General features: G+C 57.3%; 13 protein-coding genes. 4 read left to right on the forward strand and 9 right to left on the reverse strand.

Annotated elements, in window-relative coordinates; translation table 11 throughout:
* Positions 1-145: 145 nt before the first annotated feature.
* From LJX92_RS16765 to LJX92_RS16800, 8 genes are all read right to left on the reverse strand, one after another.
* A complete protein-coding gene (locus LJX92_RS16765) occupies positions 146-1,078 on the reverse strand; it encodes a pyridoxamine 5'-phosphate oxidase family protein (RefSeq protein ID WP_228308645.1) in 933 nt (310 codons plus the stop codon).
* Positions 1,079-1,157: 79 nt separating this feature from the next.
* A complete protein-coding gene (locus LJX92_RS16770; RefSeq protein ID WP_228308646.1) occupies positions 1,158-2,042 on the reverse strand; it encodes a LysR family transcriptional regulator in 885 nt (294 codons plus the stop codon).
* Positions 2,042-2,962 carry a LysR family transcriptional regulator gene (locus tag LJX92_RS16775; RefSeq protein WP_032881288.1) on the reverse strand — a complete coding sequence of 307 codons (921 nt, stop codon included), beginning with the start codon at positions 2,960-2,962 and terminating at the stop codon, positions 2,042-2,044. Before LJX92_RS16775 ends, LJX92_RS16770 begins: the two co-directional genes overlap by 1 nt.
* A gap of 16 nt (positions 2,963-2,978) precedes the next feature.
* Positions 2,979-3,605 (reverse strand): glutathione S-transferase family protein, encoded by a 627-nt coding sequence (locus tag LJX92_RS16780; protein WP_228308647.1) that lies wholly within the window; start codon positions 3,603-3,605, stop codon positions 2,979-2,981.
* Between the two features lie 140 nt (positions 3,606-3,745).
* On the reverse strand, positions 3,746-4,993 hold the full coding sequence (locus tag LJX92_RS16785; protein ID WP_032880344.1) for an ATP-grasp domain-containing protein: 1,248 nt from the start codon (positions 4,991-4,993) through the stop codon (positions 3,746-3,748).
* Positions 4,990-5,907, reverse strand: coding sequence for a DMT family transporter (locus LJX92_RS16790; protein ID WP_228308648.1), 918 nt, complete (start codon positions 5,905-5,907; stop codon positions 4,990-4,992). The genes LJX92_RS16785 and LJX92_RS16790 overlap by 4 nt, the downstream gene beginning before the upstream one ends.
* A gap of 22 nt (positions 5,908-5,929) precedes the next feature.
* The gene (locus LJX92_RS16795) at positions 5,930-6,490 is read right to left on the reverse strand and encodes a phosphoribosyltransferase family protein (protein ID WP_005789578.1); all 561 of its coding nucleotides are present in this window, start codon (positions 6,488-6,490) and stop codon (positions 5,930-5,932) included.
* Complete coding sequence (locus tag LJX92_RS16800) at positions 6,468-7,445, reverse strand: cysteine synthase family protein (protein ID WP_228308649.1); 978 nt, start codon at positions 7,443-7,445, stop codon at positions 6,468-6,470. Before LJX92_RS16800 ends, LJX92_RS16795 begins: the two co-directional genes overlap by 23 nt.
* A gap of 346 nt (positions 7,446-7,791) precedes the next feature.
* Here LJX92_RS16800 and LJX92_RS16805 point away from each other — a divergent pair, with 346 nt between their 5' ends.
* Positions 7,792-8,868 (forward strand): aldo/keto reductase, encoded by a 1,077-nt coding sequence (locus LJX92_RS16805; protein WP_223019062.1) that lies wholly within the window; start codon positions 7,792-7,794, stop codon positions 8,866-8,868.
* A 295-nt stretch (positions 8,869-9,163) separates the two neighbouring features.
* Positions 9,164-10,369: a DUF1835 domain-containing protein gene (locus LJX92_RS16810; protein WP_228308650.1), complete on the forward strand. Its 1,206-nt coding sequence runs from the start codon at positions 9,164-9,166 to the stop codon at positions 10,367-10,369.
* A gap of 15 nt (positions 10,370-10,384) precedes the next feature.
* Here LJX92_RS16810 and LJX92_RS16815 read toward each other — a convergent pair whose 3' ends face one another.
* Positions 10,385-10,906, reverse strand: coding sequence for a chemotaxis protein CheY (locus LJX92_RS16815; RefSeq protein WP_228308651.1), 522 nt, complete (start codon positions 10,904-10,906; stop codon positions 10,385-10,387).
* A 198-nt stretch (positions 10,907-11,104) separates the two neighbouring features.
* Here LJX92_RS16815 and LJX92_RS16820 point away from each other — a divergent pair, with 198 nt between their 5' ends.
* Together LJX92_RS16820 and LJX92_RS16825 are read left to right on the forward strand one after the other, a co-directional pair.
* Complete coding sequence (locus LJX92_RS16820) at positions 11,105-11,794, forward strand: molecular chaperone (RefSeq protein WP_228308652.1); 690 nt, start codon at positions 11,105-11,107, stop codon at positions 11,792-11,794.
* A 23-nt stretch (positions 11,795-11,817) separates the two neighbouring features.
* Positions 11,818-12,801: a fimbrial protein gene (locus tag LJX92_RS16825; protein WP_103733816.1), complete on the forward strand. Its 984-nt coding sequence runs from the start codon at positions 11,818-11,820 to the stop codon at positions 12,799-12,801.
* Positions 12,802-12,833 lie beyond the last annotated feature (32 nt).

Here is a 12,833-nt window from a genome sequence, read left to right on the forward strand (position 1 = left end):
GGCTTGCTCCCGATGGCGGTGGGTCAGTCACAAATCTGTCTACTGACACTACCTCATCGGGAGCAAGTCGAATCGTCGCACCGCCCCTCCCACATTTGATCTCACTGCATCAGTGAGGTAGTTGTGCCAGGGAGAGCGTGCCAGGCTACCAGGTGCCCATCGCCAGGCTGTGCGGTGAAAACCCTGCGAACTGCCACCGCAGTGCCAATGCTGCCGGACGGCGGACCACGTTCTCCACCGTCACCGTCCACAAGCGCTGCGCGCCCTCGAACTCGGCCACTGGCGACCCGCTGAGAATCAACGTTGTACGTCCCGCCACTTGCAGCACGTCGCCCGTCTCAAAATCAATAAACAGCAACCCCGCCACCGGGTTGGCTTGCAGGTTACCGAGGGTGTTGAAGAACAGGTTGCCGGCAAAATCAGGGATGGTCAGCACGTTGCCTTCCACCCGCACAAACCCCGTGTTGCCGCCGCGATGGGAAACGTCCACCGAGCGTTCGCCATGCTGGTCCACGTAGCTGGCGACGAAGAAGGTGTCGGCGTTGCGGATCAGCGTTTGGGCGGCGGCGTCCAGGCTGATGCTGCGCTCGGCTGTATCGCCAGGTTGGCGCGCAACCCCAGCGACTGGCCGCAGTTGGATGTACTTGGGGCAGTTGCCGAAAGTGTGCACCACATCAACCGCAAAGCCGTCATGATCCAGCGCTCCGATCCGACCGTTCATGCGGTTGCGACGCCGGGTGCCGAGGTCGATGCCCAGCAGGCCAACGGACGCGCCACGAGTGATGCCAGCCCAGGCCGGGTCGCTTCTGGCGGGCAGGCTGTCGATTTGCAGCGCCTGTGGATCCGGTGAATGGGCAAACCCTGGCGCGCCCTCCAGCATGGTAGCCCAGGGGATACCCTGTTCGTCCACCACACCCAGAATGAGGTAAGGCAACAACGGATAAAAATCACGATGCTGCTCGGGCAAATAATCACGAATGACCTTCGGCCCGATCATGGCCATGCGTTCGGCGACGCCTGCACTTTCCTGCAATTGCCGTTCGCCGACATGCCAAGGGGATTGTTCGATCGAGTTCATGGCGATCACCTCTGGTTGGGTAACCGAATGCTGCGCCTACCCAACCCTGCAGAGAATGCCCATCCCAGGCAATCCACTATTACGCCAGCTGAAATGCCGGATGTTCGCGCAACGCGGTGACGCAGTAGTCGACAAAACTGCGCACGCGCATCGGCGCATGGCGGCCTTCGCGGTAGATCACATGCACCGGCAGAGGCGGCAGTTCAAAGGCCGGCAAGACACGACGCAGTTGGCCATTTATGAGGTGATCATGAACCGGATAACTGAGGCAACGAATCACCCCCGCGCCCTGTACCGCCGCATTGATCGCGCCTTGCACCGTGGCGCAACTGAGGCGTGCGCGGGCCTTGAGGGTGTAGTAGGGGAATCCCCAGTGCACCGCTTCAGCGCTGGCAATCAGATGATGTTGCTTGAGGTCGGCCGGATGCCGGGGCTCGCCTTTGGCCGCCAAATACGTGGGGCTGGCGCACAGCAGGGTGCGCACCTGGCCGACCTGCCGTGCAATCAGCGACGAGCTGGGCAATTGGCCCACCCACACCGCCACGTCAAACCCCTCTTCGTGCAGGTTGGGATAATAGTCGTGGTAATGGGCGATGACACGCACCGCCGGGTAGTGATCCATATAGCCAGCCAGCAGTGGCGCCATCACATAGCGGCTGAACAGCAACGGCAGGCATATCCGCAGGTTGCCCTGGGCGTGCACATGGGCGCCGTTGGCCGAGGCTTCGGCCGCGTCCACCGCTGCCAGCAAGCGCACGCAGTCGGTAAGGTAAGCCTGGCCTGCATCGGTGAGGTTGACCCCACGTGTGCTGCGTTGCAGCAACACCACCCGCAAGCGTGCCTCCAGGCGCGCAACCGCTCGTACCAGGGTCGGGCCGGAAACCTCTGCATGGCGTGCCGCCGACGCCAGGCTGGGTTGCCCGGCCAGCGCGGCAAACAGCTCCATATCGCGAAAGCGCTCCATCAGGTGCGCCGCTTCGTCGCCGGGTTCAGGGCCGGGTCCAGTCCGAGGCGCTGGCTTAAGAAATCCACAAAGGTGTTGACCTTGGCCGGTATGCGGCCGTTTTGCTGGAACACCACGTGGATCGGCAGCGGCGCCGGTTCGAAAGCCTCCAGCACCAGCTCCAGCTCACCCGCCGCCACCGCTGCCGCGACTTGATACGACAGCACCCGGGTCATGCCCCAGCCCAGGCGCGCCAGGTTGATTGCGGCATTGTTCGCCGTAACGCTCAGACGCGGCTCAATGGCTATCTTCAGCGGCTGGCCGGCGTCGACGAACGTCCATTCACTGACTAGTTGGCTGGACGATGAGGAGACGATCCTGGCTTCCCGCAATTGCTCAGGTCGCTGCGGGCGCCCATGTTGGTCCAGATAAGCCGGCGATGCGCACACCACCCGGCGCACTTCGCCGACCTTGATCGCCTGCTGCCCGGGTTCGTGCAGATGGCCGATACGCACCGCTACATCGACGCCTTCATCGGCCATATTGACCACACGGTCGACCAGCAAGGCACTGATGTTCACCAGGGGGAACTGGTCCAGGTACTCCCCCAGCACAGGCGCCACATACAACTCGCCAAACAGCACCGGTGCGGTCACCGTCAACTGGCCGCCAGGGATGGAGTAACTGCCTGCGGCCGCTTCCTCAGCCTCCTCCAGCTCGGCAAGGATGCGCCGGCAATCTTCCAGGTAACGCTGGCCGGCTTCGGTCAGGTGCAGGCTGCGGGTGGTACGCGCCAGCAGTTGCGTACCGATGCGCTGTTCCATAGCGGCAATGGCGCGGGTGACGCTGGGTGGCGAGGTCTTCAGGCGGCGTGCAGCAGCCGCAAAACCCTCCTCCTCGGCCACCGCCAGGAATACCTGCATCTCATGAAATCGGTCCATCGGCATCCCTTGATCGTTACTGTGATTGCAGCCCCACCGCCGTGCGCGGCATAGCGACAAACCCTGGCAAGGCTTCGATGCTGGCAAGCCAGGCACGCACCTCAGGGTAGTCGGCCAGCGACACGTTGCCTTCCGGCGCATGGGCCACGTAGGTATAGAACGCAATATCGGCAATGCTTGGCTGATCGCTGGCCAAAAAACGGCTCTCGCCCAGCTGCTGCTCCATCACGTTCAGCAGGGCATAGGCTCGGTTGATTGCGCTGACAGTGTCCACCTCGGCGCCAAACACTGTGGCCAAGCGCGCCGTGGCGGGCCCAGCATGGAGTTGACCAGCGGCGGCCGAGAGCCAGCGTTGGACCCGCGCTTGCCCGATGGGGTCGCTTGGCAACCACTGCCCTTTGTCATAGGTACTGGCAAGGTAGACCAGAATCGCATTGGAGTCGGCCAGCACAGTGCCGGCGTCGTCGATCACCGGCACCTGTCCGAAGCTGTTGAAGTTGGCGATGAACGCAGGTGCTTTGTGGGCGCCTTGTTTGAGGTCCACGAGGATGAATTCAGTCGGCAGATCCAACAGGGACAACATCAGCTCGACTCTGTGGGAGTGGCCAGACAAGGGAAAACCATACAGTTTGATAGCAGGCATGAAAGACTCCAGATCGTTGTCGACCGAGTATTCGCGTCGAGGGAAGCGATCTTCTTATGGGCAACCCTGCGATGGAATCACCAGATTGTGCAATCCAGCATTTCACAGAATGAAACAATGAGGTGATCCATGGCGAACGGCTACCTCTCCGCCAGATAAGCCCCCCGCCATTCAAGTATGCGAATCTGGTGGTAATCTGCCTCGAGCACGGCGGGGTCTTCATGTACCAGATACACCGTGCCCGGCTGACTGAAAACATCCTGCGTCACGCCGATCTGCTGGCCGTCCTCAACGTAAAACACTGCTTCGAAAAACGACTCAAGCTTGAGTAACTCCCTCAAGAACCCATCTTTTTCAAAACGCCCCTCTGAGCGGTTTATCAAGCAAACATTGTAGGTATGTTGCAGACGCTGATAATTGATCTTCCTCGCCAGTTGTTGTTCAAATAACTCAGGCTGCATGAGGGATAAAACCACAGCATCGATCTGACCAAGGCCAGTAGTTACCTTTGAAACCCCAGGCCGAAGAATGCCGTCAGTGCGGGCAGCAATTTCCACCAGTTTCGGACCGTCTTCAGTAAACATAATCTCCGCATGGCTAGGCCCATTTCGGATCCCCAGGCACTGCACCACTGCTCGTGTGTATTGGACCAGAATCGGATAAACCATCGAATCGGGCCCAATCAGTTCGTCAATGTCATAGAGTACGCCGCCCGTCGGCGTTCGCTGCTTTCGATAACGGACGACTTCAGTGACGAGTTGTTGCCCGTCGAGCGATACCATGTTCACCACATACTCCAGTCCCGCCAGGTATTCCTGAATCAGGACCCGCGTGTTAGGTATATTCAGCTTGTTGGTCGTTCCTAACAGGCGCTCCATAGCAGCTTTGCACGCGCACATATCCTCGCAAATAGACACCCCATCGGCGCCTGCGCTCTCGAGGGGTTTGATGACCACAGGAAAACGTCCGTGTTCATCGATCCACTCTTGTGCAGGACGCCAACTATCAGTAATGAACTGCCTTGCGGCCGGCAACTGCGCCTGGGTAATGCAATGGATCATTTCGTACTTGTTTCGACGTGCGTTAGTTTTGTCGAAATCATTGCGATAAGGCAGCTGCAGTTGCTCATTCAGCTCGTCAGCCAGAAGCACACCTGTTTCTGCACCCGCGAGGATGAACTGTGGCATGAAGCGTTGGACTTCAGCCAGGGTCATTCCAAAATCGCTATTGACGATCATCTGCTCATAAAGCGTGCAATCAAAACCTTGATAATAATAGCCGTCCAGTGTTGCTGATGAAGCCACATGCACCAGCACGCAGCCATCGTCGTTCAATTGCTTCGCTAAAAATTTACCCGATGAGAACCCATCGACTATCACAATTTTCATACGATCTCCCGTTTCAGCGCATGCAACGACCTGAACGACAGCAAAAAGATGATGACTGTTACGGCTGAGAGGCTGGCTACAGAAAACTCAACTCTCGAATCCAGGTACTGGAACAAAAAAACGAACACAGGAAGCGTCAGCAATACCAGGGAAACGTGAATAGGCGTGAGGTAATAGATGGTTTTCTGAATCAGGTAAATCGGCAGCAAATGTCCGGCTATCACCAAGATAGCCATAGGCAGAACCCATCCACTATCGAGTAAAAAGCTGCCTCCTGTAGCAGGAATCGCAACGGCACAGACACCCACCATCGCGATGTTTCTGACACCCAAAATCTCGTAGACCGACCATTGACGAGCGAACATTTCTTTAGAAAAAACCGTGTACATGACCGTGCCCAACGCGCACGTCAATACGCTAACGATACCGAGCACCCGCTGCACAGCGGTGGTGGTGACTACACCGCTGTCCCCCGCAAGGGAATTGAACAACATGATCGCTACCGAGATGAGCACCAGCCATGAAACCACCGCATCGACTACGGCCACCTTCACGCTACGATTGGTCAGCAGGGAGACAATCAACGTGAGTGCAGGGCCGCAGGCTACGGAGGCGACTCCCACTACTGCTGGCTCCAGATACCGGAGTGCGTAAAACAACCCGCCCCAATTGCACAGAACCGCAAGATTGATGATAACGATCAATCGCCATTGGGTTCTGAGCTTTGACCACAATGAATTGGGACTTCGATAAACCGCCCAAACACCAAAGACACAGGCTGACGTTGTAAAACAATAAAAAATAACGTTCAACGTGCTGATCGACTGCGTGACCAACGCAACATAAACATCGAATGCCGCACTGATCAAGCAAAACACCAAGCCGATAATTAACCCGGTTCGTTGCATCAACATTTAGCCACCCGCGCGCGCATTTTCATTCAACCGTTACTCGATCTTCGCTCACCAACACTTTCAAAATAGTTTTAACGGTAATCCCAGTCGCACCTACTACATTCTCAACCCCAAAATTCCCAACCTTCTCTACAGCGCAGACAACATCTGCCACTTCACCACCCGCCCCTTTCACAGCGTCTACCAGCGCAATTACCGCACCGCCGGAACTTAGCGTATCGTCAATGATGATGACTCGATCGCCAACTTCGACGCCGTTGAGATACAACTGTCCCTTGTAGTATTCGGAGTCAATATCGACCACTTGCTCATTGAAACCACCAAGACTGTAGGAATACCACCTGGCCATGGCTAAAGGTATACCCGTCAACAATGAGACCGTGGTTGCCAACGCGGCCCCCTTATCTTCCTCGGTGACAATTTTCGAAACGTCACGCTCCATGACTTTGATGATTTTATGCGCGACCTCAATTAAAACTTCCGGCCGCAAAGCAGGTATCTGATCCGTAAACTCATTGACCGTAGTCAGAGATTTTCCAGATCTCACAACTTTAGCTTTTTTATAAATTTCTTCCAGCAACATGGCGCACCTCACTGTACTCAGGATAAAACCCATCCCAGCGACTCGCATACTTCCAAGAGCTATCAAAAAATAACGTGACTATGTTCTTGCGTTTATGCGCTTGAACGATCTCGTCACACATCAGTAGATTGGCTCCGCAGGTTGGTCCAATGGGTATTTTTTCTGACGCGATGAAGTGCTTCATCCGAGCCCAAGCGTCGACATCATCAATCACTCGTATTTCATCAACTAGACCGGAGTCTGTATTCGCTGATAAAACTCCTGCGCCCAAACCCATCAAATTGTGCGAGCGATGATTGAACGCCAAATTATTTCTTTGCGCAAACAGAGGCGCAGAGTTGCTAACCTCCAGCGCTATTGTTTTAATCCCGCTGTACGTTTGCTTCAATACCTCAGCGATTCCAGAAAAAGTGCCGCCCGTACCGATTGAGCACACGAAGAAATCCGGCACGATATTTTGTGCACTCAACTGTTTCACGATTTCTTTCCCACAGCACCGCCAACTGTCTTTATTCAACAGGCTATTAGACTGATCCAGATAATAAAACTCTTCCGATGAGTTCTCGGATAGATACGCTTTTGCTTGGAGAACTGCTCCCGTCAAAAAAGATTCTTTTGGAGTCTCTACTATATCCGCCCCATAGGTACGTATTTGTGTTTTCCGCTCCTCGGTCATACCTTCAGGCATGAATATCTTTACGCCGTATCCCTTCAACCTGCCGATCCAAGCGAGTGCAGCCCCTCCGTTCCCAGTAGAACAGTCAATTAGCGTCATACCAGGTTTAAGGACGCCTGCCTTCTCCAATTTATTGATAATATTTAAATAGGTGCGATCCTTATGACTTCCCGATGGATTCAAGTACTCACACTTAGAGAAAACCCTATTTCCATTCACAGAAAGTGTTGCCAATTCGAGTAGCGGCGTATTACCAATATCTTCCAACTCCATTTCCATGCCTCAGCGACTCGTCAATGAATTCAAACGCTAGCAAATCATTTCGACAAATAATAGCTAGCCGAACGGATAGGTAATAGAAAACATTTGGCCACCTATCCATTAAGGGAAATGTATGTAGGAACGCCCCGACAACAGCAGATAAACCACGTAATAACTAGCAATTTATTACGTACAAAAAAGACTTTTCGTACGGGACTCGCCATCTTCAATAGCAGTGCGCCCTGCCAAATCCCGTGGCCGCAATGGTGCGGCGCCCCCCTCAGACGAGTTTTCATTAAAAAATTCAAACTATCGCCCTTCCCATCGTTCACACCTTCACGTGCAACGTTAAGTAGGAGGCGACATGCAATACCGACAACTGGGTCATTCCGGCCTGCTGGTATCGGAAATCATCCTGGGCACCGTGCCCTTTGGCGGTCGTGCGGAGTTCGAAAAATGCGGCGCAGTGGACGTGCCCTTGGCCAAGCGTATGTTCGATATCGCGTTCGATGCCGGGGTGAATATGGTCGACACCGCCGATCTTTACTCCCACGGCTTGGCCGAAGAGGTCGTCGGCAAAGCCTTGGGCGACAAGCGCAACGATATTCTGCTGGCGACCAAGGGCCGCAGCCCGGTGGACCAGAACCCGAACAATTCCGGCTCATCGCGCTATCACTTGATTCGCGCCTGTGAAGCCAGTTTGAAGCGTTTGGGCACCGACCATATCGACCTGTACCAACTGCATAACTGGGACGGCATGACGCCCATCGAAGAGACCCTCGAAGCCCTGCGTCTGTTAGTCGGCTCGGGAAAGATCCGTTACTTCGGCACCAGCAACTTCACCGCCTGGCAGATGATGAAAACCCTGGGCAAGGCTGAGCTGCACGGCATGCTCAAGCCCATCACCCAGCAGATCTACTACACCCCGGAATCCCGTGAAGCCGAGTACGAATTGCTGCCGTTGGCCTTGGACCAGCACGTCGGTACTTTGGTATGGGGCCCGATGGGCGAAGGCTTGCTGACCGGCACGACCCGACGCGGGCACAAGCCGCCGGCCAATACCCGCCAGGGCAGCGGCTGGCCGGAACCCTATGTGCATGACCAGGAGCGTGCCCTGGACATTATCGAAACCCTTGCCGCCGTCGGTGATGAGCATGGCGTATCGGTCGCCCGTACCTGCCTGGCCTGGCTCAAGGATCGTCCAGGGATCACCTCGCTGATCGTCGGAGCGCGTACCGAAGAGCACCTGCGCGATAACCTTGCCGCGACTGAACTGAAGCTGACCGAGGAACAATCGTCACGCATCGAGGCGGTCACCCGGCGTCAGCCGTTGTATCCCTATTGGCATCGCTTTACGGCCGGGATTGATCGTTTTGATCCTGCGGAACAGCCGTTCCTGGCCGAGCACCAAAAGACCATGGATGCGCGCAAGGACAAGTAAACACAACCCTTAATGTGGGAGCGAGCTTGCTCGCGAAAGACGTCATCGATAACGCGTGGTTCCTGATTAAACGTGGCGCCTGTGCGTTTTTCGCAAGCAAGCTCGCGCCTACAAAGAACCTTAAGCCCGCGCCCACATTTTCGGGTTGCGCCGAATAGCAATGCTGCCTATATTTGCCGCCTGGCGCTCTCTACGCCACCTTCCGCGGAAAGGGCTGCGCCCAGGACATCACAGCTCTACCTCATTTCTACGACTCCCAACCTTAAAGCGGAAAAGGTTCGTGCAAGGAGCTCGTATGTCGCAACGCCCTTTCGCCTCAAACACCGACGGCCGCCTCAACCTTGAGCAGCAGCGCAAGCGCGCCAAGGAACTGTTGTCGCGTCTGAAAAGCCAAGACCCCAGCGCAACCTTGTCCCAGGCTCAATGGCAGGTCGCCAAACAGCTGGGCTTCGCCAGTTGGCCCAAGCTCAAGGCCCACGTCGACGCCCTCGACTTTGCCGCCCGCCACCCTGGTTTCGAGGCCAGCGATGAATCCCGCACCACCCACTGGCGCTGTGGCAACGATATTGCCCACAGCCTGCAACTGGCCGGGTTCAAGGGCCAGTTCCGGATGCTCACGGACCCGTTGTGCATAGGGCCAGTGCGTGAACTGCCCAGCCAAGCGTTCCGCGCGATGCGCAGTACCTTTATCAGTCAGGCCTTTGCCCTTGACTCCACTGAAGTCGCGCATCGCGTCAACGATGAATACGACCAACTACAAACCTTGGCCAATGCCGATCACAGTGTGCTGTGGTGCGAGGCGGACGCCTACGATCAATTGTTCCTGGTCCGCGCCCTGGCCGGCCTTGAACAGGCGCCGCGCAAGCTGGAGCTGATTGAGGCCGACCGCATTCCCGGGGTCGAGCGATTTATCGGCATAGGCCAATTGGCCCCCGATGTGCTGGCCTGGCTCTGGCCGCAGCGGCGCTTGATCGACGACAACGCAGTGCAATTGGCCAAACGGGCCTGGTCGGCTTATTGCGACAGCTCACCGCTCAAGCTTGCGGAACTGGCCCATGGCAATCACCCTGCCCTGCCTTTTCTGGCACCGGCGTTACGGCGCCAGCTACAGGAGTTGCCGGGTATCGAGGACGGTTTGTCGCTGACTGAACGTTTGTCCCTGAGGTATATCGCCGAGGCCGGGCCTGTGCCTTTCGGCCGGGTGTTTGCCGAGTTGATGGCCAAGCGCGAGCCACTGCCTTTCCTGGGCGACATGATGTTCCATGCGCTGCTGCGCCCATTGATTGATGGGGCGGCGCCGCTGCTGATCGAGTCCGAAACGGGCGTGGAGTGGCCGCGCCGCGTATTGGCGTTGACGCCACTGGCACAGCAGGTGCTGGACGGCGACGCCTGCTGGCTGGACCACGCCAGCCATGAGCGTTGGGTCGGCGGTGTGTGTCTGCGGCCACGGCAACCTCATTGGGCACTGGGCCTTGATGATCTGCCCGTCTGGCGTGACTGATGCTGCGCGATACGATCAGCGCTTGGGAAACAACCCCACGGCACATGCCACCACAGTCGGGTCGCCCTGGTAGACCGCCCGCGGGCTCATCGAAGGCTGGGGCGCTCGGCCGTCCACGGCGCGCAGCATGGGCCAGTCAGTGGTCGGGGAACTGTGCGCCGGATCAACAATTTCCATGCAGCGACGCAGGGAGGTGAAGTCTGGCGACTGTGACAACGACAGGTGCAGGGTCTGGCTAACCGAAACCGACACTACCGAGCGCTGCGCACATTGCCCGTCATAGATCAGCGTGTGGCGGATCAACGGGTTGTCATGGCAGTACTTGAGCAGGTTGACCTGCCGCGAGTGCACTAGCGCAGTGTTGATGATCAGCAGGTCAAACGCCACAACGCCCGAGCGTGTCAGTGCCTGCAACTCGTCGAACGAACTCAACGGCGCGATGCGGTGATAGCCCAGCTGGTTGAGCATTTTCTCGATCTTGATCCGTTGCAAAAGCTCCGCATCGGCAATCAGAAGGCGTAACGCTTTATTGGACATAGGGTAAACCTGACAGTTGGGCATCAGCGTCGATCATTCAACGCTGAACAACTTAACCGTCAGGGGTGAACCCTGACTTTAAGGCGATTCTGAAACGGCAATCCGGGGCACACCGTACTTTTAAGAATCGCCTCAAAGCCTTCGCGCCACTCGCCACCTACCATGAGCTGCGTTCCCTTACCCGACCATGGAATTGCCGTGTTCATGTTTCTACTCAGAATGGTGCTGCTCGCCTGCGGCCTGCTGGTGCTTGCGCCCCCGCCTGCCGATGCGGCGCTGAAGATTGAAGGCACCCGCCTGATCTATTTCGGCCAGGACAAGGCCGCCGGTATCAGCGTGGTCAACCAGGCCTCGCGGGAAGTGGTGGTGCAAACCTGGATCACCGGCGAGGACGAATCAGCCGACCGCACCGTGCCCTTTGCCGCCACCGAGCCATTGGTACAACTGGGCGCCGGGGAGCATCACAAGCTGCGCATCCTGTATGCCGGTGAGGGCTTGCCCAGCGATCGCGAATCGCTGTTCTGGCTCAATATCATGGAAATCCCGCTCAAGCCCGAAGACCCCAACAGCGTGCAGTTCGCGATCCGCCAGCGGCTCAAGCTGTTCTACCGGCCCCCCGCACTCCAGGGCGGCTCGGCCGAGGCGGTGCAGCAATTGGTATGGAGCAGCGACGGGCGCACGGTAACCGTCAACAACCCCAGTGCCTTCCACGTGTCGCTGGTCAACCTGCGAACCGACAGCCAGACGCTCAGCGATTACCTGCTGCTCAAGCCCCATGAACGCAAAACCCTGACCGCGCTCGACGCTGTGCCCAAGGGCGTCACCCTCCACTTCACCGAAATCACCGATATCGGTTTGCAAGCCCGTCATAGCACGGCGCTCAACTGATAAAACACGGGGTATTTGAACCGATGTCACTGACCAAACGCTGTTTACCGCTTCTGGTGTTGACCTGCGCGGTCTTGCCCGCCACCAGCTACGCACTGGCCTGCCGCGAGGACGGCACCAACTCGATCATCACCCAGGAAGCGCTGGGCACGGCGCTGGCCGTCGCCGCCGATGCACCCAACGGCACCATCATTTGGGAATCCGGCCCGCGCTCGACCAATGTCATCTGCAAGGACGACTACCTCCACGGCCGTGAGGAAGTGTATTTCTACGTCAACCCGGCCAGCGTGAGTATCGGCACCGGGATTCGCGTGGGCATTCGCTATAACAACCAACCGATTACCCAAAGCACCGGTAAGGTCGGTACCGGTTTCTTCTCCGACCGAGGCTGCAATTTGTCCAACTGCGTGGGCTGGGACAAGGCGCGCTTCACCCTCAATTTCAGCGTGTTCATCGAGAAGTACGACCCCACGCCACCGAGCGGCCAGGCCAGCACGCTGACCTCTTACCGCGTGTTCCAACTGGACGGCGTGCGCGGGCTCAACTCACGACCCAACAGCAACTTCAATTATGTGGTCACCGGCATGAACGATATCCGCTTCGTGCCTTGCACTCCCGAACTGACCATCAGCCCCAGCGTGGTCAACTTCCCCACACCCTCGCGCAAGGCCTCGATCGGTGAAGTCGCCAGCAGCGCGAACTTCAGCCTGAACCTGCGCAAGGGCTGCGACACGCCCTATACCGTCAGCGCACGCTTCGCCACCACGCCGGGCGGCGGCAGTGTGAACAATGGCCTGCTGGTGCCGGACAACAACAGCTCAGTCGGCATCTCGCTGTCTCGCGCCGAGAGCCAGCAGCAACTGCCCTTCAACAACTGGTTCACGCTGCAGGAGCTGATGGGCCTGGGCCAGAGCCACGATGAATTCCGCGCCGACCTCAAGTGGCGCACCCTACCGATTCCCGGAGCGTTCGACGCTGCCGTGGTGGTGGATATGTACTACAAGTAGGTGATTTTTAAGGATCGTCTTATGCCACCGGC

The sequence above is a fragment of the Pseudomonas sp. HN8-3 genome (genome assembly GCF_020790195.1).
In the GTDB taxonomy this organism is placed as follows: Bacteria; Pseudomonadota; Gammaproteobacteria; order Pseudomonadales; family Pseudomonadaceae; genus Aquipseudomonas; species Aquipseudomonas synxantha_A.

Coding starts and splice junctions, on each gene's coding strand:
- LJX92_RS16765 (WP_228308645.1), bottom strand. CDS start 1,078: ATGAACTCGATCGAACAATCCCCTTGGCATGTCGGCGAACGGCAATTG.
- LJX92_RS16770 (WP_228308646.1), bottom strand. CDS start 2,042: ATGGAGCGCTTTCGCGATATGGAGCTGTTTGCCGCGCTGGCCGGGCAA.
- LJX92_RS16775 (WP_032881288.1), bottom strand. CDS start 2,962: ATGGACCGATTTCATGAGATGCAGGTATTCCTGGCGGTGGCCGAGGAG.
- LJX92_RS16780 (WP_228308647.1), bottom strand. CDS start 3,605: ATGCCTGCTATCAAACTGTATGGTTTTCCCTTGTCTGGCCACTCCCAC.
- LJX92_RS16785 (WP_032880344.1), bottom strand. CDS start 4,993: ATGAAAATTGTGATAGTCGATGGGTTCTCATCGGGTAAATTTTTAGCG.
- LJX92_RS16790 (WP_228308648.1), bottom strand. CDS start 5,907: ATGTTGATGCAACGAACCGGGTTAATTATCGGCTTGGTGTTTTGCTTG.
- LJX92_RS16795 (WP_005789578.1), bottom strand. CDS start 6,490: ATGTTGCTGGAAGAAATTTATAAAAAAGCTAAAGTTGTGAGATCTGGA.
- LJX92_RS16800 (WP_228308649.1), bottom strand. CDS start 7,445: ATGGAAATGGAGTTGGAAGATATTGGTAATACGCCGCTACTCGAATTG.
- LJX92_RS16805 (WP_223019062.1), top strand. CDS start 7,792: ATGCAATACCGACAACTGGGTCATTCCGGCCTGCTGGTATCGGAAATC.
- LJX92_RS16810 (WP_228308650.1), top strand. CDS start 9,164: ATGTCGCAACGCCCTTTCGCCTCAAACACCGACGGCCGCCTCAACCTT.
- LJX92_RS16815 (WP_228308651.1), bottom strand. CDS start 10,906: ATGTCCAATAAAGCGTTACGCCTTCTGATTGCCGATGCGGAGCTTTTG.
- LJX92_RS16825 (WP_103733816.1), top strand. CDS start 11,818: ATGTCACTGACCAAACGCTGTTTACCGCTTCTGGTGTTGACCTGCGCG.